This window comes from Mycolicibacter icosiumassiliensis, from assembly GCF_900078685.2.
GTDB lineage: Bacteria > Actinomycetota > Actinomycetes > Mycobacteriales > Mycobacteriaceae > Mycobacterium > Mycobacterium icosiumassiliensis.
In genome coordinates, this window is the sequence record NZ_LT546166.1 from 3,052,852 (window position 1) to 3,076,288 (window position 23,437).

The following is a 23,437-nucleotide window of genomic DNA, read 5'->3' on the forward strand; positions in this document are numbered from 1 at the left end:
ACCGGGCGTGGCTAGGGCCACACGGTGATTCGTCACAGCGCGGACCTCATACAGCGCGACGCTGTGCTCGGCGACGATCGTGAGCAGCGGATGTTCTTCCCCGGTTGCCAGCGCCGCCAGCGCGCACACCGGGCACCACACCTGTTGGCATTTGCCCGGGCCGTCGCCGGAGGAAGCGGCCAGCAGCGCCGCGGCGCGCACCGCCGGGTCGAGCCGATCCAGGATCGCCTGGGCCAGCTTGCGTAGCTCGGGTCCAAGCTCACCCAGGTCGGGGTGCGAGCCAGCGTTCAACGTCGCACCTCCTCATCGCCGGTCACCGGCCACAGTTGCGGATCCGGCCGGAAGCGCACCGTCAGTTCGCTGCCGCGCAGCGTTGCGTCGACGACCGTGCACCGCCGCAGCACCGACGCCAACCGAACCCGACGTCGGGTGCCACCTGCACCGATGATCAGATCGTCTCCCGATCGCCCCAGGCTCAGCGCGCCGGAATCGACCTGGGGTAACTCTAGCCGCAGTCGATACACCGCCCCCAGCCCGGAACCGGACTCCCGGTCGACCACCGGCCGCACCGGACCGGGTGGCGCCGATCCGTCGCGCCGGCGGCTGTTCGCAAGCAGATCACCCAGTGCTTTGGGGCCGATCGGCTCCCCCGCCAGGTGCGGGACCAGCACCATCGCCACATCACCGATGGCACGGTCGACCTCTTCGAGCACCGTGCGCTGCTCACCGATCCGTTCGGCGTACCAGTCGAACGCCGGGTGAGCCGGCAGGTTGGTGTAGACGTACGAATCGTCCTGCAACAAAATCTGATTGACGATCAGCTCGGCCACCCGAACGCCGGTCAGCGACAGCGCCCCCAGGGTCCGGATGGCTTCGGCGGCCACCACACGCTCGGCGGTCAGCACCAGGTGCGCGGCGACCGTCGTCTCATCGGTCAGCCGCTCGGCAAGCCGCTCGGCGGCGCTGCTGATCCGCTCGATCAGCTCGACCAGTGCGGTCGATCGGGGATCCTCGGTTCCGCTGAGCCGACGGTGCCGTGGCCAGGACCGCTCGGCGTAGAGCGCCACCGTCGCCGGCAGGGTCAGCATCCGCATCGCATCGGCGGTGGACGCACAGTCGACCACGACTCGGTCCCATTGCCCACTGTCTGCGAGTTCGCCGACCTCGTGCAGACCCAGCACCTCCTGGACACCGGGAACCGCCGAAAGTTCTTCGGGCGCAACACTGCCCAGATCAGACTCCGGGAACCGCGCGGCCAGGACGTCGACCACGCCCGCCCAGTGCCGCTCAAGCAGCGCCAGCGTATCCAGGGCCAGTACGTCCAGGCGGCCGCCGCCCGCCCCGGCGTCGTCGACGTCCACCGGGATGGGGTCCCGGCCGCCGCTGGGGGGAACCTGCAGTCCGAGCACATCCCCGACCGAATGGGCCTGGTCGGTGGAGATCAGCAACACCCGGTCTCCAGCGCAGGCCAGCGAGACCGCGGTCGCCGCCGCACACGTGGACTTGCCTACGCCGCCCTTGCCGACGAACAGACTGATCGCAGCCGCAGCCGATGTCGCAGGTTCAGGCGGGCTCACTCAGCCTCTGCTCGCTTCTTCAGATCCTTCAGCGCGGTGTCGGTCAGCCGCCGCTCCGCCTTGCGCTTGAGCAGGCCGATCATCGGAATCATCAGATCCACCGACAACTCGTAAAGGACCTCGGTGCCGGATCCCTTAGGTGTCAAGCGATAGTCGCCGTCGAGGGCCTTCAGGAGCGAACTGGACGCCAACGACCAGCGCACCGAGCGGCGGTCCGCCGACCAGTCGTAGTCCAGCACCATGGTGTCCTTGAGCACGGTCGCGTCGAGCACAATCCGCGCCACCTTCGGGTAACCGTCGGCATCGGTTTCGAGCACTTCGGCTTCGGTGTACTCCGAGACCCAGTCGGGGTAGGCGCCGATGTCGGCGATCACCTTCATCACCGTGTCCGGATCCGCCGCGATGTAGATCGTCTGAGCTGTCTTATCCGCCACGTGTTTGCTTCCCTAACTCGCTCGCGCCTGCCAGGAGGCCCTCGGCACAGACGGTACCGTCCTTTTCCGGTGAAGCGGGGTCAACCTACGGCGATCGGAGGGACCCCCACCGGCCGGGAACGCTCCAGGCGGTCCTTGATCTCGAAGGCCATCCGCTTACCGGCCACCCGGCGGCGGTGATTGAGCTTCGCCAAGTTCAACCGGGCCAGCTGCCGGCCGGTCACACCGGTGGGTTCGGCATGCAGGAAGTAGTGCAGCAGCACACCGTCGAGCATCGGCTCCAGCCAGATCTCCATGGTGCCGGTCAGCGGCCCGCCCACCGTCCACCGCATGCCCTTGTCGGCACGGTCCTCGACCACCTGGAGCTGCAGATCGGGCCACCATCGCTGCCAACTCGAACGATCGGCGACCGCCGCCCCGACCTGCTCGCCGGATGCCGCGACGAACGTCTCGTCGGCAACCTGGATACTGTTCATCGCCCCAGCTTCACATATGCCCCGTCCCGGGGAGGGAACGCCCCGGGTGCGTAGGGGCCGTCGGCGGCCTCGGCAGTGAACACCGTCACACCCGTGTGAGGGCGCCGACTAGGCTGGGCGGGATTACAGCAGGCTGGCAAGAGAGGTCATCGCAATGCGTGAGTTCAGTGTTCCCGCGCCGTTCACCGTCGAGGAGCACGACAACGTCGCCGCGGTCGTCTTCGAGCACGAGCGCAACAGTCCCGACTTCGTCATCTATCAGCGGTTGGTCGAGGGGGCCTGGACGGACGTCACCTGTGCGGAAGCCGCCGCCCAGATCCGTTCGGCCGCACTGGGGCTGATCGGCCAGGGTGTAGCGGCCGGTGACCGGGTGGTCATCTTCTCGGCGACCCGCTACGAGTGGGCCATCTTGGACTACGCGATCCTGTCCATCGGCGCGGTGACGGTACCGATCTACGAAACGTCGTCGGCCGAGCAGGTGCGGTGGGTCATGCAGGACTCCAACGCGGTGGTGGCGTTCGCCGAAACCGACGCCCACGCCCAGATCGTCAACGAGCTCGCCGGCGACCTGCCCTCGCTGCGGCGGGTGCTGACCATCGACGGCTCGGACACCCCGGCCCTTGATGAGCTCGCCCAGGCCGGCGCCGGCCAGGACCCGGCGCAGCTCACCGCGCGCCTCGGCGCGCTGCGGGCCACCGACCCGGCGACGCTGATCTACACCTCGGGCACCACCGGCCGCCCCAAGGGCTGCGAGCTCACTCACTCCAACCTCATCCACGAGGTGCGTGGCACCCAGGCCGCGCTGCCGACCCTGCTGGTTGCCGGCCAGCGGCTGCTGGTCTTTCTCCCGCTGGCCCACGTGTTGGCCCGCGCCCTGAGCATCGCGGGCTTCGCCAACAAGGTCACGGTCGGATTCACCAGCGACATCAAGAACCTGGTGCCGATGCTCGCGGTCTTCAAGCCGACCGTGGTGGTGTCGGTGCCGCGGGTGTTCGAGAAGGTGTACAACACCGCCGCCCAGAACGCCGCCAACGACGGCAAGGGCCGCATCTTCGAGATGGCGGCCCAGACCGCGGTGGACTGGAGCGAGGCCATCGATCGCGGCGGCCCCGGCCTGTTGCTGCGCGCCAAGCACGCCCTGTTCGACAAGCTGGTCTACCACAAGCTGCGCACCGCGCTGGGCGGCAACTGCCGCGCCTCGGTCTCCGGCGGGGCGCCGCTGGGCGAACGGCTGGGCCACTTCTACCGTGGCGTCGGCCTGTCTATCTACGAGGGCTACGGGCTGACCGAGACCACCGCCGCCATCACCGTCAACCCGGTCGGCGGCATGAAGGTCGGGACCGTCGGAAAGCTGGTGCCCGGCAACAGCATGCGGATCGCCGAGGACGGCGAGCTGCTGGTCCGCGGCGGCGTGGTGTTCACCGGCTACTGGCAGAACGAGCAGGCCACCGCCGACGCGTTCACCGACGGTTGGTTCCGAACCGGTGACCTGGCCGCCATCGACGCCGAGGGCTACCTCAAGATCACCGGCCGCAAGAAGGAGATCATCGTCACCGCCGGCGGCAAGAACGTCGCCCCCGCGGTGCTTGAGGACCAGCTGCGGTCGCACCCGCTGATCAGCCAGGCGATGGTCGTCGGAGACGCCAAGCCGTTCATCGGCGCGCTGATCACCATCGACCCCGAGGCCATCGAGGGCTGGAAGCAGCGCAACGGCAAGTCCAGCACTGCAACCCCGGCAGACCTGGCGACCGACCCGGATCTGCTCGCCGAGGTGGACGCGGCGGTCAAGCAGGCCAATCTGGCTGTCTCGCATGCCGAGTCGATCCGCAAATTCCAGATCCTGCCGGTCGACTTCACCGAGGCCACCGGCGAGCTGACCCCCACGTTGAAGGTCAAGCGCAACGTGGTCGCGGAGAAGTTTGCCGACGCGATCGAGGCGATCTACGCCAAGGGTTAAGCCGGCGGGGACCGACGCATGAGCAGGGCACCTCAGGCTTTCAGTAGGTCGGCCATCCGTCCGGCCAGCGTGTCCCAGCACCAGTGCCCCATCGCCCATTCGCGCCCGGCCGCGCCCATCGCGGCGGCCCGGTCGGGGTCGGCGAGCAATCCTGCGACGGCGTCGCCGATCTGCTCGACGGCCCGGCCCTCGACCACCAGCCCGGTCCGGTTGTGCAGGACGGTTTCGGGTGCGCCGCCCGAGTCGCCCGCGACCACCGGGACTCCGGCCGCCGACGCCTCCAGGAACACGATGCCCAGCCCCTCCACGTCCAGCCCGGCGCCCCGGGTGCGGCACGGCATCGCGAACACGTCGCCAAGTGAGTAGTAGGCCGGCAGCTCGGCGGCTGGCACGCCGCCGGTGAAGGTCACCGCATCGGCAACCCCGCACTCGTCGGCCAGCTTGTGCAGCGTCTCGGCGTAGGGGCCGCCGCCGACGATCACCAGTGCGGTCCCGGGCACGCGTTGCCGGATCGCCGGCAGCGCCCGGATCAACATGTCCTGGCCCTTGCGCGGCACCAAGCGCGATACGCACACCACGGTGGGGCGCTCCCCCAGCCCGTGCCGGGCCCGGAGTTCGGCGCGGGCACCGGGGTCGGGACGGAACCGGTCGGTGTCCACTCCCGGCGGCAGGTGCTCCAGCGCGGCATCGGGGCCGAATGCCGAGGCGAACCGGCCGCGGGTGTAGTGGCTGACGAAGGTGACGGTGTCGCAGCAGTCGCCGATGCGGCGCAGCACCGAGCGTGCCCCCGGCAGCATCGACCAGCCCACCTCGTGGCCGTGCGTGCTGGCCAGCACCCGGGTGGCACCGGCCGAGCGCGCCCGCTGCGCCAGCAACGCCAGCGGGGCCGCCGCACCGAACCACACGGTCTCGGCGCCCACCTCGGCGATCAGCCGGCGCATCCGGGAGTCGACGGTCGGACCCGGCAACATCAGCGTCCCGGGATGGCGCACCACCCGGTAGCCGGCCGATTTCGCGGCGTCGTCGAAGGCCTCGGCGCCCTTCCACCGCGGCGCGTACACCGTCACGTCGTGGCGCCCGCTCCCGGCGATCCGACGCACCAGCTCCTCCAGGTAGCACTGGATGCCGCCGGGACGCGGCGGAAAATCATTGGTTACCAGCAGGACCCGGCTCACCCGTGGGATGCTAGCGCGGTGACGATGCGGGCCGCCCGCGGCCCGAGGCGAAATCGCGCCATCGAAGCTCACGGCCGGCGCCGACCGGCACCGAATTCTGCGCCAGCAACAAAAGGGGGACGGCCATGGGCAGCCGCGTGGTCGATGCTCGAACAACCGCGCGATCGCGGGTGGTGGCCTGGGCGCTGTGGGACTGCGGCGCGACGGGCGTCAACGCCGTGGTCGGCACGTTCGTGTTCTCGGTCTATCTCACCGCGCAGGTCGGTGCGGGCCTGCCCGGTACCACGACACCGGCGAGCTGGCTGGGCAAGGCGCTGACGTTCGCCGGGCTGTCCGTCGCGCTACTGGCACCGGCGATCGGGGTCTGGGTCGACGCACCACATCGCCGACGTGCCGTCCTGTCGACCTTCACCGGCCTGGTTGTCGTCATGACGGCCGCGATGAGCCTCATCGATGACGATTACCGGTACCTGGCGCCCGGGCTGATCCTGCTGGCGTGCACCGCGGCGTGCAGCGACCTCGCGACGGTGCCCTACAACGCCGTGCTGGGCCAGCTCTCCACACCGGCGAACACCGGCCGGATCTCGGGAATCGGCTCGGCTTCAGGTTTTTTCGGCAGTGTGCTGTTGCTCCTGGTCCTCTATGTCGGGTTCATCGCCGGTGACGGCGAAACCAGGGGCCTCTTCGGTCTCGCGGTGGCCCACGGCCAGTACATCCGAGTGGCGATGCTGGTGGCTGCGGCGTGGCTGGTGGTGTTCGCCTGCCCGCTCTTGTTCCTGTTGCCCACTGCGCCGCCCACCGGCCCGCTGCCGGTGGTCCGGCTCGCCGGGACCTACCGCACGCTGTGGCAGGAAGTGAAGAGCGAGTGGCGGCGCGATCACAACGTCGTCTACTACCTGCTGGCCAGTGCGGTCTTTCGCGATGGACTCACCGGTATCTTCGCGTTCGGCGCCGTGCTCGGTGTCAGCGTGTACGGGATATCGCAAGCCGACGTGCTCATCTTTGGGGTGTGCGTCAGCATCGTCGCCGCCGTCGGGGCCGCGGGGGGCGGTCTACTCGCCGACCGCATCGGACCCAAACCCGTCATCATCGGCTCACTCACCATTATGTTGGCGATCGGCTTGGCCCTGCTGGCCGCGTCAGGGCCGGTGGCTTTCTGGATCTGCGGGCTGCTGCTCTGCCTGTTCGTCGGACCGATCCTTGCCTCCGCGAGGGCGCTGATGCTGCGGATGTCCGCACCGGGCAAGGAAGGGGTGGCCTTCGGCCTGTACACCACGGCCGGGCGCACCGCGTCATTTCTGGCGCCCTGGATGTTCTTCACCTTTGTCGATCTGTTCGGCACCGACCGGGCCGGTATGGGTGGATTGTGCGTGGTCCTGGCGGCAGGCCTGGTCGCAATGCTCGCAGTTAAGACACCCGGGAAAATGCCTTAGCCCATGTGGATGACCGTCCTGGTGATGGCTTTTGCAGTCAGCCTCGAACCGTTCCGGATCGGCATGACGGTGCTGATGCTGAACAGGCCGCGTCCGGTGCTGCAACTCTCGGCGTTTCTGTGCGGCGGCTTCGCGATGGGGATGGCGGTGGGTCTGCTGGTGCTGTTCGTGCTGCGACGCCGATTGCTCGGTTCGACCTATGTCACGTTGCCGCACGCTCAAATTCTGATCGGCTCGCTGGCGCTGCTGGCCGCCGCCGCAGTGTTCACCAAGGACCGGTGGCTCAACCCGCGCCGGTCGACGCCGGCACTGCCCGCCCAACGTCTGTTGCAGGGCAGTTCGCTCTGGCTCGCAGCCGCCGCCGGCTTGGGGATCGCGTTGCCGTCGGTGGATTACCTGGCCGCTCTCACCGTCATCCTGGCCTCTGGTTCAGCGGCCAGCGCGCAGGTCGGGGCGTTGACGATGTTCCACGTCGTGGCATTCACACCCATCGAGATTCCGCTGTTGGCATATGCTTTCGCGCCCGAGGCCACTGGGGCCGCGATCACCGCGGTCAACGACTGGATTCGATCACGTCGCCGCGTCGAGGTCGCCACCGTGCTCGCCATCCTCGGCATTCTTCTGCTCGCCGCCGGCATCATCAGTCGCTGACGGTGCCTGGGCCGCGCCTGCCGGCGATTCCGATTCCGGCAACTGCGCGGCCAGGTACTCACCGAGCCCCCCGATCGTCGGATAGTCGAATACCGCCGTCGCGTTGATGGTGAACGCGCCACCGAATTGACTGTGCAGCCGGTTGCGCAGTTCGACGGCCATCAGCGAGTCCGTGCCCAGGTCCAGGAACCGACTGGTCGCCGCCGGCGGCTGCGCGAGGCGCAGGAACCCCTGAACCTCACGCTGCAGGAATTCGGTGATGAAATCGGCCCGCTGCGCCACGGGTATCTCCTGCAATTGCCGGAGCAGCTCGGCGTCACCGGCGCTCTCCCCCGCGCCGCTCGGCAGCACCAGATCCAGAATCGGTGGGCGGGAACTGCCCAACACCTTCGCCGCACGTTGCCAGTTGGCCTTGAGGACCGTCGCCTGAGCGCATCCGCTGGCGACGACGGCGACGAGCGCACCAAGAGCGGCCGAGGGTTCCAACGGAACCAGCCCTTGCGCACCGATATTGGCACGGGCGGCCTCCGACGAGGCCATCCCGCCCTGTGCCCAGGGACCGAAGTTGACCCCGGTCGCCGGCAGACCCCGCGCCTGGCGCTGCGCCATCAACCCGTCCAGGAATGCATTGGCGGTGGAATAGTTGGCCTGCCCCGGCGATCCGAGCAGGCTCGACACCGACGAGGACACGATGAAGAAGTCCAAAGCGTCGTCTCTGGTCAAACGATCCAGGTGCAAGGCACCGAAGGCCTTGGGCGCCAATGCTGTCCGGAATCGCTCCCAACTCTGCTGAGTAAGCAGGGCATCGTCGAGAACACCCGCCAGGTGCGCGACGCCGGCCAGCGGAGGCAACGCCGTGCGGATTCGGTCCAGCAGCCGTGCCACCTCGGATTCGTCGGCGACGTCCGCGGCGACGGTGTGAATACGGCACTTGTAGCGGTCGGTGATCTCCTCGATCACCCGTTGCGTGTCGGCATCGGCCGCACGCCGACTGCTCAGCACGATATCTCCGGCGCCGAGTTGGGCCAGATACGACGCCAAGTGCAGGCCGATCGCACCCAGCCCCCCGGTGATCAGATAGGTCCGGTCGCCGCGCGGTTGTAGCGGCTCGGGCATTTGCACCACGATCTTGCCGATGTGTCGCGCCTGCTGCATGCGGCGGAACGCCGTCTTGGCCTCGGTCAGCGGGTAGATCTCGGCGGGCAGCGGTGTCCATTCGCCTCGGCCCAGCCCGGCCGACACCTCGCCGAGCAGGCCACGAATACGCTCCGGGTCGCCCAGGGTGACCGTATCGAGCGCCACGATCTCGTAGGCGATATCGGGACGGGCCTCGGCCATCTGCTCGGCGGTCCAGATATCCCGCTTGGCGATCTCGGCGAAACGGCCGCCCCGGGCGGTGGCCCGCACGGTCGCTTCGATGAATCCTTCGTTGGTCAGGCTATTGAGCACCACATCGACGCCGGCACCGTCGGTGTCGGCGAGGATTTGGTCAGCGAAATCCGTACTGCGCGAATCGTAGACATACTTCACACCGAGTTTGCGCAGTGCCGCCCGCTTGTAGGCGCTCGCGGTGGCGAAGACTTCCGCGCCCTGTTGCCGCGCCAGCTGTATGGCGGCCAGTCCGACACCACCGCTGGCGGCGTGAATGAGCACCCGATCACCCGGCTGCAGCTGAGCCCAGTCAAATGCGAGCCGGGCGGTAAGTGCCGCGGCGGGAATCGTCGCCGCCTCCACCGCACTCACCCGAGCGGGGATCGGCGCCAACAACTGGGCCGGCACATTGAACCGGCTGGCGAATGCGCCCTGCATAAAGCCGTAGACCCGCTGGCCAACATCGACCCCGGTCACACCATCGCCCAGCGCGGTGACGACACCGGCGAAGTCCCCGCCGATCGGTCCCGGATCGCCCGGATATAGGCCCAACACGTTGAGCACATCCCGGAAGTTCAACCCGGCGGCCTCCACCCGGACCTGTACATAGCCGGCGTCGGGCGGCGGTACCTCGGCCTCGGTCAGTCGCAGGTTGTCGATTGCGCCGCGTTCGGTCGGCGCCAGCGCGTAATCGGTGCCTCGCGGTACCGCAAGATGTCCGCTGCGCGACCACTGCAGCAACCGAGGGGCCAAGTACTTTCCTTGCCGCAGCGCTATTTCCGATTCAGCCGTCGGTGCCGCGAGCAGTCCCGCCAGCGCCGCCACGGCCTGTGCGGATCCGTCGTGGTCGACCAGCTTGCAGTGCAGGGCAGGTTCCTCGTTGACGATGGTGCGCCCGAGGCCCCACAGCGCAGCCTGCACCGGGTCGACCGGCTCGCCGGATTCGGTCGCCACCGCTCGCTCAGTGACGATCCACAGTCCGCCGGGAAGCTTGATCGCGCCCTCCCCCTGCAGGGCGTGTACGGCGCCGAGCAGGTCGCCGATCTCGCTCTGCAGCCGAGCGGCGGACTGGGCGCCGGGCTCATCGGCCGCCGGCCCGGCAGCACGCCAGACGATGCCCGCGAACGGCATCCCGCGTTGGTGGGCTTGTATCACGTGGTGCCCCAACGGCTCCGGGTCGATCTGCCGATCACAGGGCACGCAGCCCGGCAGTTGCGCCGCCAGCTCGTCGAATCCGGCGATCAGCCAGGTTCCGCCGACTTCTGCGGCCTCGTCCGCCGATGGCGGTGCCGGCACCTCGTGCCAGCCGAGGCTGTAGAGCTGGCGGGTGGCGTCGCCACCGAGCCCACGCAGCAACGCCTCACGGGGCGCACGTTTGACCGTGAACTCTCGGATCCCGCCCAGACGGCGGTTGTCTCGATCCACGAAGTCCAGGTCGAAGACCTGAGTTTCACTGTCCAGGGCGCTGACGTGCCAGCGCGCGCGGCAATAGAACCGCCGCGGCATCTTCTCCTCGATCATTACCTGCCCGTATCGCAGCGGCAGGAAGAGGTCGTGCACGCCCTGTTCGGCTGCCAGCAGCGCCGGGAAGGCCGGAAAGGCCACGCCGGTGCACAGGTCGAGCAGCACCGGATGCATGGGCTCCGCGCCCAGGTGTTCGGCAAGTTCCTCGCCGACGGTGATATCGCCGATCGCCTCGCCTTCGCCGAGCCACAGCGACTTCAGGCAGCCGGACCAGTTCGGGCCCCAAGCCAGTTCCATGTCAGCGAAGGTCTCGAACAGTTCCTGGGGCCGCATGCGTTCCAGTCGTTCGATGGCCACGTCGACGGGGTCCGCCGGCTCAGCGTCCGGTTCGGCGGCGGCGATACCGGCGACCACCACGCCGTCGGCGTTCAGCGCCCACTCGGCGTCCCGCACGCCGTAGGGACGGCTGTGCACCTGGAAGTTCCAGGACTCCCCTGCGTCAGGGCCGTCGTCCCGCGGATGCAGCGTCAGTTGAACTTCCCGAGAGCTTTTCTCCGGCAGGATGATCGGCTCGTAGAAGAACACTTCCTGCGCCCGCGCCGGCGGGCCGACCGCCGCCAACGCCATCGCGGCATACGTTGCGCCCGGAACGACGACGGTGCCATAGATCACGTGATCGGCGAGCCAGGGCTGCGACTTGACCGACAGCCTGCTGGTGTAGACCGAGTCACCGGACGCAAGATCCTTGGCGCTGCCGAGGATTCCCGAAACCATGGGACCGTCCACGGTGACGCCGGACGACCTGGGCCAGAAGCGCCGGCGCTGGAACGGGTAGGTGGGCAGCTCAAGCCGGCGCTCCGGTCGATGGTGCAGCGCCTCGAACTTCGGCCGATGGCCGCTGACGTAGGCTGCGGCCAGCGCCTCCGCGATCTGCCGCTTATCACCCACCCCCTTGCGCAGCGACACGATCGCACGGGGCGTGGCGAGGTGCTCGGGCCAGACCTGCACCGCGTTGCCGGTCAGCACCGGTTGCGGTCCGATCTCCATCAACACCGAACAGCCCAGTCCCGCCACGGTCCGCACGCTTTCGGCGAACTGCACAGGCTGACGGGAATGCCGACGCCAATACTGTGCATCCAGCGGTGTATCGGCCATCAGCACGGCGCCGGTGCGGTTGCAGACCAACGGCAACGTGGGCACGGTGAACTGGAATTGCCTTGCATAGTCTTCGAATTCGCCCAGCACCGGCTCCAACAACACCGAGTGGAACGCGTGACTGGTCTGCAGCCAGCTGCAGCGGACGCCGTCCTCACCGAATGCGGCGACGATCTGCTCCAAGTCTTCGCCGGGGCCCGAGAGCACGGTGTTGGGGCCGTTGTACGCCGCAACCGACACCCGCGGAAATTCCTTCGCGGCGTCTTCGACGCGCCGGGCTTCGGAGAACACCGCCACCATCCGCCCGCCGTCGGGCAGGCTCCCGAACAGCCTGCCGCGCTCGGCCATCAGCCGCGCCCCGTCCTCGATGCGCAAGACTCCGGCCACGCAGGCCGCCGCGTATTGGCCGACGCTGTGCCCCAGCACGACATCGGGTTCCACGCCCCACGACTGCCACAGCCGGGCCAGACCCATCTCGACTGCGAACAGTGCGGGCTGGGCATAGGACGTGTGCTGCAAAAGCTCCGCGGTGTCCCGGTCGGTCGAGAACAGCACATCGAGCAGGGGGCGCGGCAGCATCGGATCGACCGCCTCGGCACACTGTGTCACGGCGTCCGCGAAAACCGGCTCAGCGCCGAACAACTCGCGCGCCATTCCCGGATGCTGACTGCCCTGGCCGGTGAACAGCCATGCCGTCGTAGGACGGTCGGCGCACTGCCCGCGTACCACACCGGGACGCAACCGATTCTCGGCCAAGTCGGCCAGGCCGTCACCGGCACTGCGGGCTGAGTCCACGACCAGCGCTGCCCGGTGCTCGAAATGCGAACGCCCCGTTCCGGCTGTGCGGCAGACATCGGCGATGTCGGTATCGGGGTGGGTGTCCAGCCAGGACCGATAGCGCTGCGCCAGCGTCGCCAGCGCCTCCGGTGAGCGTGCCGACAGCGGCAGCACATTCACCGGCTCTCCGGGGCCGTCCGGTGTTGGTACCACCGCGGCTGGGTCGCCGGAGTTCGCCGGCGGGGACGGTGCCTCTTCGATCAGCACGTGCGCGTTCGTGCCGGTGAATCCGAAGGAACTCACGCCCGCGCGTCGCGGTCTGCCGTTGGCCTGCCACGGCATCGGTGCGTCCACGACCCGAATCGGCAATGAATCCCAAGGGATATGCGGCGACGGATTGTCGAAGTGCAGGCTCTGCGGCAGCACTCCATGCTGCAACGACAGTACGACCTTGATCAGGCCCGCGGCCCCCGACGCCGACTCCAGGTGACCGATGTTGGTCTTCACCGAACCCATCAACAGCGGCCGATCCGCGTCACGGCCGGCGCCGTAAACGGCTCCGGCCGCCTGGACCTCGATCGGATCACCCAGCGGGGTGCCCGTGCCGTGTGCTTCGAGGTAGTCAACGTCGGCACCGATCAGGCCGGCGCGGGCCAGCGCCGTGCCGATCAGCCGCTGCTGCGCACCGCCGTTGGGAACCGTCAGACCGCTGGAAGCACCGTCCTGATTGGTCGCGCTGCTCGGGATGACCGCGGCAATCCGGTCACCGTCGCGCACCGCGTCACTCAACCGCTTGAGCACCAGAATGCCGCAGCCTTCGCTGCGCACATAGCCGTCCGCGGAGGCATCGAAGGTCTTGCATCGCCCGACCGGGGACAGCATCCGGGCACGTGACGCGGCGATCACAGTGACCGGGCTCAACAGCACGTTCACGCCACCGGCCACCGCCAGATCGCAGTCGCCGGAACGCAACGCCAGGCAGGCCTGATGGACGGCCACTAACGACGAACTGCAGGCGGTGTCGACCGCCACGGCCGGGCCTTCCAGCCCGAGCGCGAAAGCGACCCGGCCCGAGATGGCGTTCAGCGCATTGCCGGTGATGAAGTAGGGCTCGATCTTGTCGACCGGCTCCGCGGACAACAGGTGCGCGTATTCATTGGCGGCCACCCCGACGAAGACACCGGTTCGGCTGCCGCGCAACGTCGCCGGTGCGTACCCCGCCCGCTCGAAGCCCTCCCAGACAGTTTCCAGCATCAGCCGCTGTTGCGGCTCGATCCAGACCGCCTCACGCGGGGAGATACCGAAGAATTCGGGATCGAACTCGTCTATCCCGTCGATGAATCCACCGAACCGGCTGTAGATCTTGCCTGGGGCCTCGGGGTCGGGGTCATAGAACTCGTCGATGTCAAACCGGTCTTCGGGGACTTCCCGAATCGCATCAACGCCCCCGGACAGCACCTCCCAGAAGGCTTCCGGATCGGGTGCTCCGGGGAACCGGCACGACACCGCGACGATCGCGATCGGCTCGTCGGTGGCTGTCGAGGGCACCGAAGCCAGCGGGGTCCGTGACTTGGCCGAGGCCTGTTCGCTGAGCTCGAGGACATCGCCGAGCAGGTATTCCACCACGTCGGAAAGCCGTGGGTAGTCCATGGCCAGGGTGGCCGGGATCTCCCGGCCAACTCCCAGTTCAATGCGCTGCCGCAGTTCGACGGCCATCAACGAGTCCATCCCGAGATCAAAAAATCCCGCGTCCTCGCGGATCTCGGCCGGATCGACTCGAGTGACTTCGGCTACCGCGCCACGAAGGTAGTCCGAGAGGAGCTTTCTGCGCTGCTGCACCGGCGCGGTGGCGAGCCGCTCGACCAGTTCGGTCTTGCCCGATGCTGTCGGGGCCGGTATCGCATCCGGCACCTCGCGCTCGAGTTCCGCCAGGAACGGGCGCCGGCCGGCCTGCTGGTAGAGCGGCAGAAATCTGGCCCAGTCGACCCGCGCCACGATGCCCTGCGCAGAGTCTGGCGCCGCGATCACGTCGGCCATCCCGGCAAGGGCGTCGGCGACAGACAGGGCCCGGATGCCGCGCTTGCCCAGCCGGGCGCGGGCCTCTTCGTCGGCCATGCCCACCGACCACGGCCCGAAGTTGACACTGCTCCCCCGAATGCCCCGCTCGCGCAGCCGCCAGGCCAGTCCGTCCAGGAAGGCGTTGGCCGCTCCGTACGCGGTCTGACCGAAGCCGCCCCAGACGGAGGCGATCGATGAGGTGCAGACAAAGAAGTCCAGCCCGAGATCCACCGCCGCTTCACCCAGATGCCATGCTCCCCAGACTTTTCCGGAAAAAACACGGTCTACTTCGGCTTGCTGGGATTCGTAGTCCAGCGCGCTGAGCGGGTTGGTGGCGATCTCGCCTGCGGCGTGGACGATGCCGGCCAACGGGGGCAGTTCGGCCTGCACGGTGGCCAACAGGCTTGCGACGCCCTGCGCGTCGGCGACGTCTGCGGCGATCACCCGGACTGCGCAGCCGTGCTGTTCACCGATCGCATCGATGCGCTGTTGGGCGGCTTCGCCGGGCGCGCGTCTGCTGGTCAGCACCAGGTGCCGCGCGCCGTGCGCCGCCAGGAACGCCGCGATCTCCAATCCGATCGAACCCAGTCCGCCGGTCACCAGATACGTTGCGTCGTCGCGCACCATCAGCGGTGTCGGGCTCGGCTCCCCTGCCCGTCGGACCAACCGGGGCACATAGACAGTCGCATCACGCAGCGCGATCTGGTCTTCTCGGCGGCCGGACGCTCCCGGCCGCACTATCTGATCGATCAACCTCGACCACTGGTCGGGGCCGGTCGAGCTCAGATCCGCCAGCCCGCCCCACAAGTGTGGATATTCGAGTGACGCGGCCCGCCAGAAGCCCCACAGGCTGCTCTGCTCCGGTGCCACGGCGTCGGTCTCGGTGACCCGGTGGGCACCGCGGGTCACCACCCAGATGGGGCGGCGCAGTTCGGCCGCGGCCGCCGCACGAACGAGCCGCCGGGTGCCACCGAGCACCCGGTGCTGAATGCGCGCCAGCGAGCGCGTCGACGTGGACGCAGCCGAATCCAGGGCAGCGATATGCAAGATCCGCAGTTCCGGTTGGTCAGCCGCCTCGCGCAGCACCGCCGCGAGTGCTTCTTCGTCACCATCAGATCCCGGTAACCCGAGCACCTGATGCCGGTATCCGCCCTTGGCCAGCGCAGCCACCAGGGGCTCGACCGCGCCGGGATCATCGCCGACGATCAGCCAGCTGGATTCGTCGGGCTCGTCGGTGGCTAATTCCGGCATCGGGTACTGCTGCCAGTGGATCTCGTAGCGCGCATCCGAGATCGACTCGGCCTTGCGCTGCTGGTTATGTTGCGCGGCAAGCTTTGTCAGTACCTTCAGGGTCTGTTGATCATCACCCGAATCGCCGAGCAGATCCGCGAGCTCCTGGATCCGACCGTCCTCAAGGAGGCGGACGGCTTGAGTGCTGGTGGCGAGGTGCTGTTGCTGGCTCGGCCGCTCCCGCTGGTCCCGGAACCAGTATTCGCGGTGCTCGAACGGATAGGTGGGTAGGTCGACCTTGCGCGCCTGCGACGGCCGAACGGCTCCGAAGTCCGGCACATGGCCCGCAGCGTAGGCGTCGGCGAGGGCTTCGGTGATCTGTCGCTGGTCGGCGGTGTTGCGGCGCAATGACGCGATGGCCCGCGGCGCACTGGCCGATTCCGGCCATGCCCGTAGCGCTGCGGCGCTGAGCACCGGTTGCGGGCCGATCTCCAACAGCACTTTGCAGCCCAGATCAGCAAGAGTTCGTACGCTTTTGGCGAATTCCACCGGCTGCCGTGCGTGCCGTCGCCAGTAGTTGCCATCCAGCCTGACGCTTTGCCCGATCGCCGAACCGGTGCGGTTACAGACCAGAATCCGTTGGGGCGGGCGGTAGTCGAACTGATCGGCGTAGGACTCGAATTCGTCCAGGATCGGGTCCAGCAACGCAGAGTGGAACGCATGACTGGTCTCCAGCCAGTCGCACCGGACACCGTCGGCGCTCAGGGCGGCCACCGCTTGTTCCAGATCCTGGGCAGGACCGGACAGCACCGTGTTGGCGCCGTTGTAGGCGGCAATGGACAGCGTCGGGAACTCGTCGGTCAGGCTCTCCACGCGCTCGGCCGCGGTGAACACCGCCACCATCCGGCCGCCCGCAGGCAGGCTCCCGAACAGCCGGCCGCGTTCGGCCATCAGCCGCGCCCCGTCCTCGAGGCTCAAGACACCCGCGACGCACGCCGCGGCGTACTGACCGACGCTGTGGCCTAGCACCACATCCGGCTCGAACCCCCACGACTGCCAGAGCCGGGCCAGACCCATCTCGACCGCGAACAGAGCCGGCTGAGCGTAGCTGGTCTGCCGCAGAGTTTCTTCGCCGTGCGGACCATCCACATCGAAAATGACGTCCAGTAAAGGCTTTTCGAGTATTCCGGACAACACTTCAGCGCAGCGGCCCAGTGTCTCGGCGAACACCGGCTCGGTGTCGAACAACTGACGCGCCATGCCCGGGTACTGACTGCCCTGGCCAGTGAACAACCAGGCCGTTTTCGGGGTGTCGCCGGATACTCCGCGCACCAGGCCGGTGGCCGGGCGATCATCTGCGAGCGCGGCGAGCAACTCGGCGGCGGACTCCCTGGAGTCGACGACCAGCGCCGCTCGGTGCTCGAAATGTGCGCGCCCCACACCGGCGGTGAAGCAGACGTCCGCCAGCGCGGTCTGCGGGTGCGCGCTCAACCAGTTGCGGTAGTCCTCGGCGAGCTTCACCAAGGCGGTGGGCGTGCGCGCGGACAGCGGAAGAATCCGCAACGTGTGCTTGGTCTCGCCAGAACTCGGTGTGGCCGCCGTGTCCTCGGCTGGCGCTGGAGCTTCTTCGATGATGACGTGGGCATTGGTGCCGGCGAACCCGAATGAGCTGACGCCCGCAATGCGGGGTTGCCCGTTGCGTTCCCAGGAAGCGGCCTGCCCAACGACCTGGACGGCAAGCCGGTCCCAGGGTATGTGCGGCGACGGATTTCGGAAATGCAGGTGTTGTGGCAGCAGCTCGTTCTCAAGAGACAGGATGACCTTGATGACACCCGCGATTCCGGCTGCCGCCTCCAGATGGCCGATGTTCGTCTTCGCCGATCCCATCAACAGCGGCCGGTTCGGATCGCGTCCTTCACCGAGCACGGCGCCGGCGGCCTGCGCCTCGATCGGGTCGCCCAGCGATGTGCCGGTCCCATGCGCCTCCAAGTAGCCGACATCAGCGGCGGCAACACCGGCACGCTGCAATGCATCAGCAATAACCCGTTGTTGGGCAACACCATTCGGCACAGTCAGGCCGCCCGATGCGCCGTCCTGGTTGATCGCGCTGCCCCGGATGACAGCCCGAATCCGGTCGCCGTCGGCGACCGCGTCCGCCAGCCGCTTGATAACGATGACGCCGCAGCCCTCACCGCGCACGTAACCGTCCGCGGCCGCGTCGAACGTCTTGCACCTACCGTCGGGAGCAAGCATGTGCGCGTGCGAGAACGTGACCATGGTCGCGGGAGTGAGCAGGACGTTTGCACCACCGGCCAGCGCGAGGTCACATTCCCCCAGGCGCAGCGCCTGACACGCCTGATGGATCGCCACCAATGACGAGCTGCACGCTGTGTCGACGGCGACCGACGGGCCCTGTAACCCCAGCCGGTAACTGATCCGTCCGGCTGCGGCGGCGTTGGACGTCCCGATCGCCATGTACGCCTCGATCTCCGGGTAGGCCAGCTCCGCGGATGCCATACCGAGGTAATCATGGGTCGCCAGACCGACGAATACACCGGTATTAGTGTTCGCCAAAGCCGTTGGCGCAGTACCCGAATGCTCCACCGCCCGCCAGGCCGTCTCCAGCAGCAGGCGATGCTGCGGGTCGAGCAGCCTGGCCTCACGTGTCGAGATACCGAAGAACGAGGCGTCGAATCCCGTCACATCATCGACGAAACCTGCTCGCCGGGTCACCACCTTGCCGGGCGCGCCGGGCTCCGAGTCGAAGAATTCGTCTACGTCCCAACGGTCAGCGGGCACCTCCGACACCGCGTCACGCCCCTCGCGCAACACCTGCCAGAACTCATCTGCGCTCTCCGCACCGGGAAAGCGGGCCGCGTAGCCGACTATCGCGAACCCTGGTGACGACTCTCTCCACTCCCCGACCGATGCCATACCCTGCCTTCTCCTGCCATGTCGGCCACGATTCGCTCCCCCCGCAGCCGGCCCGAATTGCCCAACCAGACTCCCCCGCCATCGGTCGGTATTGCAATAGCTGTTGGCGGATCCCTGGCGAACTCGGCGTACTTCACTCAGGTAGCAGCGACGACTACCCGCAGTCCGCGTCGGAGCGCGCTGACCCGTCACGTATCGGAGATCAGCCGGGCAAGCTATCCTGGCTTCGCCGCAGCATGGCCGGGGGGTCCAAGCGAGGAGGGGCAGTTTGCGCATCGGCAAGATCACCGTCGGATCGCTCGATGAATGGACCCTGAGCCCCGGCGCGGTCACCTCCTGGCATCCCACGGCAGCGGCCACCGAAAAGGCCCGGCAGGCTCCGGTCAGCTCGGTGCCGGTCAGCTACATGCAGGCTCAGCATCTGCGAAATTATTGTGAGCGCACAGCGGCCGGTTTGAGCTTCTCACGTCAGATCATCGCGAGCTGTGAACTGCCGGGTCAGTGCGATGTCTCCGCGATGGATCAGGCGCTCAACGCCTACCTGCGCAGGCACGACACCTTCCGCAGCTGGTTCGAGGAATCGGGTGACGGCGAGTTCATCAGACATGCCCTCAGCGATCCGGCCGATATCGAATTTGGGCCCGTCGACCACGGCAGGATGACGGCTGACGAAATACGCGCCCATGTCGTGGCAATCCCCGCACCGCTGGAGTGGGGTTGTTTCACCTTCGGGATCATTCAATGCGAACACAACTTCACGTTCTTTGCTGCGATGGATCATGTCCACGGCGATGCCACGCTGATCGGCACCACCATGCTGGAGGCCAACGGCATGTACTCGGCGTTGAGTGGCGGCGGCAGCGCACTGGCACTTCCCGATGCCGGCAGCTACGGCGATTTCTGCGTTCGGGAGCGGGAATACACCTCGGCGCTGACCGCGGATTCACCCGGCGTGCGGGCCTGGTTGGACTTCGCCGAGAACAACGGCGATGGCTTTCCGGAATTTCCGCTCCCCTTGGGCGACCCGTCGGATTCAACCCGTAGCGATATGTCCTCTGAGCTGTTGATGGACACCGGCCAGACTGATCGATTCGAGACAGCCTGCAATGCGGTCGGCGCGCGCTTCGTCGGAGGATTGTTCGCCTGCCTGGCCCTGGTGGAGCATGAGTTCACCGGTGCACTCACCTACTACGGACTCACTCCCCGGGATTCCCGAACTGCGGCTGACAATTTCATGACTCAGGGCTGGTTCACCGGGCTGATCCCGATCACCGTGCCCATCGCGGCGGCCTCCTTTTCGGATGCGGCCTGGGCCGCACAGACGTCGTTCGATTCCGGTCTGGATATGGCCAGGGTGCCGTATTACCGGGTGCTGGAATTGGCGCCGTGGCTGAACTGGCCACGGCCGAACTTCCCGGTGTCGAACTTCCTGCACGGCGGAGCCGCGCCGCTCAACGCCATTCTCGCCGCTGGCGATATGGGGCTTGCGAACAATATCGGCATCTACCCCGACGGCCGCTATTCCTATCAATTGACCATCTATATCTTCCGGTACGGCGAGGGGACGGTCATGGCGATCATGCATCCCGACAACCCGATCGCCCAGAAATCAGCTACGCGCTACATGGAGGCGATGAGGTCCGTGTGCGTACGGGTCGCGGACAGCGGGCACTGGGGTCGCGTCGCATAACAGGGGGGCAGGGCAGTATGCGGCGATTGGCAGAGCTGGTGGTGCGATGGCCCTTGGCGGTCATCGGGATCTGGATCGCGATCGCGGCAGCACTGCCTCTGGCCTTCCCCTCTCTCGGCGAGATGGCCCAGCAGCATCCGCTCGCGATCCTGCCCAGCGATGCGCCCTCAAGCGTCACCGCACAGAAGATGGCCGAGGCGTTTCAGGAATCGGGATCCGAAGACCTACTGCTGGTGGTCCTGACGGATGACAACGGGCTCAATCACGCCGACGAGTCCGTGTACCGCAAGCTGGTCGATGCGCTGCGCCGCGACACCGAAAACGTGGTGATGCTCCAGGATTTCATCACCACGCCACCGCTGCGTCCGATCGTGACCAGCAAGGACGAGAAAGCGTGGGTGGTGCCGGTCGGAGTCGCCGGCGAACTGGGGACGCCCCAGTCATTCGCCGCATTCAACCGGATCGGCGCGCTGGTCGATCACGCGTTGGAGCAGGCCCCGGAGGGGTCGGCGCTGACCGCACATCTGACCGGTCCGGCGGCAACCGTTGCCGACCTGACGGTCGCCGGCGAGCACGACCGGCTTCCCATTGAACTGGCGATCGCGGTGCTGGTGCTCCTGGTTCTGCTGGTGGTGTACCGCAGCCCGATCACGATGCTGCTGCCACTGATATCCATCGGGATATCTCTGGTGATCGCCCAAGCGCTGGTGGCCGGATACTCCCAGTTGACGGACTCGGGCGTCTCCAACCAGTCCGTCGTCTTTCTGAGCGCGATCATGGCCGGTGCCGGAACGGATTACGCGGTCTTCCTGATCAGCCGCTACCACGACCAGTTGCGGTCGGGAGCGGATTCAGATCAAGCGGTCAAGGGCGCGATGATGTCGATCGGCAAGGTGATTGCCGCCTCCGCCGCAACCGTCGGAATCACTTTTCTGGTGATCAGCTTCGCCCGGATGGGCGTCTTCAAGACGGTCGGTTCGTCGGCGGCGATCGGCATCGGCGTGGCATTCCTTGCCGCGCTAACGTTACTGCCGGCGATTCTGGTGCTGGCCGGGGCACGGGGCTGGGTCAAACCGCGTCGCGAGTTGACCGCTCGATTGTGGCGCAAGTCGGGTATTCGCATTGTGCGCAGGCCGAAGGCCCACCTGCTGGCCAGTCTGCTCGTGTTGGCCGCGCTGGCCGGCTGCGCAGCCTTCGTGCGCTACAACTACGACGATCGCAAGGCCCTGCGGCCGTCGGCTCCTAGTTCCCTCGGATATGCGGCGCTGGAGCAACACTTCCCGGTGAACCAGTCGATTCCGGAATACATCCTGGTCCAGTCGCCGAACGACCTGCGCACTCCGGAGGCGCTCGCTGACCTGGAGCAGATGGCCCAACGCGTCAGCCAAGTTCCGCACGTCGCCGCGGTCACTGGCATCACCCGCCCCACCGGAGCCGTACCGGAAGAATTCCGGGCTACCTATCAGGCCGGCGCCATCGGCGGCTTCCTAGCCGACGGGTCCGCCGAGATCAGCGGCCGATCCAGCGACCTCAACCGGCTGGCCGCCGGAGCCGAGACGCTGGCCACCAACCTGCGCGATGTGCGCGGCCAGGTCAAACGCCTGTCGGCCAGCGTCCAGGAGGTGGTCAACTCCTTCTCCTCGATGAAGAACCAGTACGGCGGCGACACCCTGGTCAAGGAGGTCGACACCGCGGCCAAACTCGTCGACCACGTCAACGCCATCAGCAATTCCATGGGCTGGAATTTCTCCGCCGGCAAGAACATGTTCGGCTGGATAGGCCCGGTGTTGGCAGCGCTGCAGGGCAACCCGATCTGCGATCTGGATACGTCCTGCAGCGCCACCCGCGGGGCGTTCGAACAGCTGCTCGGCGGCCGCAACCGGGAAGACCTCGACGCGATCAGCGATCTCGCGCAGCAAATGCAGTCGATCCCGGACCAGCAGTCCCTGAACGCTTCGATCAACCGCGTGCGCACCGCGCTTGCCAACCTCACCACCGCGATGCAATCCATGGGAATGGACAAACCCGGCGGCCTGCAGACCAACCTGAGGTCCATGCAAGACGGAGCGGACCGCGTCGCCGGCGGCAGCCGGCAAATCGCGGACGGCGTGGCCGAACTGGTCAAGCAGGTCAAACAGATGGGCGCCGAGTTGGATGCTGCCGCGACGTTCCTGCTGACGCTGAAAACCGGTGCGGCGCAACCAGCCCAGGCCGGCTTCAATATCCCGCCGCAACTGCTGCAGTTGAACGAATTCACCGAGGCCGCCAAGATATTCATGTCGCCGGACGGCCACTCGGTGCGGTACCTGGTGCAAACCGAACTGAATCCGTTCAGCACCGCGGCGATGGACCAGATCGACGCCATCGGTGATGCCGCTCGCAGCGCCCAGCCCAACACCGCATTGGCCGATGCCACGGTATCGATGACCGGCTACACCGCGAGCCTGCGGGACACCCGCGACTACTACCAGCACGACATCCGGTTCATCATCATCGCCACCCTCCTGGTTGTGCTGCTGACGTTGATCGCGCTGCTGCGTGCTGTCGTCGCACCGCTCTACCTGGTGGCCTCCGTGGTGATCTCTTATCTGTCTGCGCTGGGTATCGGTGTGCTGTTAATCCAGTTCATCGGCGGACAGCAACTGCATTGGACCGTGCCCCCGCTGGCGTTCGTGGTGCTGATCGCGGTCGGAGCCGACTACAACATGCTGCTCGTATCACGGATGCGCGACGAATCGCCGCACAGCGTCCGCTACGGGGTGATCCGCACCCTGAGTTCGACCGGCGGGGTGATCACCGCGGCGGGCGTGATCTTCGCCGCCTCGATGTGCGGCCTGTTGTTCTCCAGCATCAGTACCGTGGTTCAGGGGGGTCTCGTCATCGGTGTCGGGATCTTGCTGGACACCTTCCTGGTCCGCACCATCACGGTGCCCGCCATTGCCGCACTGGCCGGGCGGGCCAACTGGTGGCCGTCCCAGCTATCACGGCCATCACAGCGGGGGCGCAACGAGGCGTAAGGAGGGGTGACCCGTGCGAGCGATCTGTGTGAGACTAC

The 23,437-nt window shown here is 67.2% G+C and carries 10 protein-coding genes and 1 pseudogene; 5 read left to right on the forward strand and 6 right to left on the reverse strand.

The window, feature by feature from the left end:
* Positions 1-42: 42 nt before the first annotated feature.
* The 4 genes and pseudogenes from BN4346_RS38560 to BN4346_RS38575 all read right to left on the reverse strand — a co-directional run.
* A pseudogene (locus BN4346_RS38560) lies at positions 43-291 on the reverse strand (hypothetical protein); the annotation flags it as partial.
* A complete protein-coding gene (locus tag BN4346_RS38565; RefSeq protein ID WP_067973969.1) occupies positions 288-1,577 on the reverse strand; it encodes an ArsA family ATPase in 1,290 nt (429 codons plus the stop codon). The gene BN4346_RS38565 and the pseudogene BN4346_RS38560, both read right to left, overlap by 4 nt.
* The gene (locus tag BN4346_RS38570) at positions 1,574-2,011 is read right to left on the reverse strand and encodes an SRPBCC family protein (protein ID WP_067973971.1); all 438 of its coding nucleotides are present in this window, start codon (positions 2,009-2,011) and stop codon (positions 1,574-1,576) included. Before BN4346_RS38570 ends, BN4346_RS38565 begins: the two co-directional genes overlap by 4 nt.
* An 80-nt stretch (positions 2,012-2,091) precedes the next feature.
* Positions 2,092-2,487, reverse strand: a complete 396-nt coding sequence (locus BN4346_RS38575) for a polyketide cyclase / dehydrase and lipid transport (RefSeq protein ID WP_067973974.1) — start codon at positions 2,485-2,487, stop codon at positions 2,092-2,094.
* A 154-nt stretch (positions 2,488-2,641) separates the two neighbouring features.
* On the opposite strand from BN4346_RS38575, the gene BN4346_RS38580 reads away from it, so the two are divergent.
* The gene (locus BN4346_RS38580) at positions 2,642-4,444 is read left to right on the forward strand and encodes an AMP-dependent synthetase/ligase (protein WP_067973976.1); all 1,803 of its coding nucleotides are present in this window, start codon (positions 2,642-2,644) and stop codon (positions 4,442-4,444) included.
* Positions 4,445-4,476: 32 nt separating this feature from the next.
* Here BN4346_RS38580 and BN4346_RS38585 read toward each other — a convergent pair whose 3' ends face one another.
* Positions 4,477-5,619 carry a glycosyltransferase family 4 protein gene (locus BN4346_RS38585; RefSeq protein ID WP_067973978.1) on the reverse strand — a complete coding sequence of 381 codons (1,143 nt, stop codon included), beginning with the start codon at positions 5,617-5,619 and terminating at the stop codon, positions 4,477-4,479.
* 125 nt (positions 5,620-5,744) lie between these two features.
* Between BN4346_RS38585 and BN4346_RS38590 the strand changes: the two genes are divergently transcribed.
* Both BN4346_RS38590 and BN4346_RS38595 read left to right on the forward strand, forming a co-directional pair.
* Entirely contained in the window at positions 5,745-7,052 is a 1,308-nt protein-coding gene (locus BN4346_RS38590) for an MFS transporter (RefSeq protein ID WP_067973981.1), read from the forward strand.
* Between the two features lie 3 nt (positions 7,053-7,055).
* On the forward strand, positions 7,056-7,703 hold the full coding sequence (locus BN4346_RS38595; protein WP_067973984.1) for a GAP family protein: 648 nt from the start codon (positions 7,056-7,058) through the stop codon (positions 7,701-7,703).
* On the opposite strand, the gene BN4346_RS38600 is transcribed toward BN4346_RS38595, so the two are convergent.
* The gene (locus tag BN4346_RS38600; protein ID WP_078058707.1) at positions 7,623-18,692 is read right to left on the reverse strand and encodes a type I polyketide synthase; all 11,070 of its coding nucleotides are present in this window, start codon (positions 18,690-18,692) and stop codon (positions 7,623-7,625) included. The two genes, BN4346_RS38595 and BN4346_RS38600, sit on opposite strands and share 81 nt — an antisense overlap.
* A gap of 268 nt (positions 18,693-18,960) precedes the next feature.
* Here BN4346_RS38600 and BN4346_RS38605 point away from each other — a divergent pair, with 268 nt between their 5' ends.
* Both BN4346_RS38605 and BN4346_RS38610 read left to right on the forward strand, forming a co-directional pair.
* On the forward strand, positions 18,961-20,382 hold the full coding sequence (locus BN4346_RS38605) for a condensation domain-containing protein (RefSeq protein ID WP_067973988.1): 1,422 nt from the start codon (positions 18,961-18,963) through the stop codon (positions 20,380-20,382).
* A 17-nt stretch (positions 20,383-20,399) separates the two neighbouring features.
* On the forward strand, positions 20,400-23,399 hold the full coding sequence (locus BN4346_RS38610; protein WP_067973992.1) for an MMPL/RND family transporter: 3,000 nt from the start codon (positions 20,400-20,402) through the stop codon (positions 23,397-23,399).
* Positions 23,400-23,437: the final 38 nt, after the last annotated feature.

What these genes read in the sequence shown, in the direction of transcription:
- BN4346_RS38610 (WP_067973992.1), top strand. Translation starts at nt 20,400, where the DNA reads ATGCGGCGATTGGCAGAGCTGGTGGTGCGATGGCCCTTGGCGGTCATC.
- BN4346_RS38590 (WP_067973981.1), top strand. Translation starts at nt 5,745, where the DNA reads ATGGGCAGCCGCGTGGTCGATGCTCGAACAACCGCGCGATCGCGGGTG.
- BN4346_RS38580 (WP_067973976.1), top strand. Translation starts at nt 2,642, where the DNA reads ATGCGTGAGTTCAGTGTTCCCGCGCCGTTCACCGTCGAGGAGCACGAC.
- BN4346_RS38575 (WP_067973974.1), bottom strand. Translation starts at nt 2,487, where the DNA reads ATGAACAGTATCCAGGTTGCCGACGAGACGTTCGTCGCGGCATCCGGC.
- BN4346_RS38600 (WP_078058707.1), bottom strand. Translation starts at nt 18,692, where the DNA reads ATGGCATCGGTCGGGGAGTGGAGAGAGTCGTCACCAGGGTTCGCGATA.
- BN4346_RS38595 (WP_067973984.1), top strand. Translation starts at nt 7,056, where the DNA reads ATGTGGATGACCGTCCTGGTGATGGCTTTTGCAGTCAGCCTCGAACCG.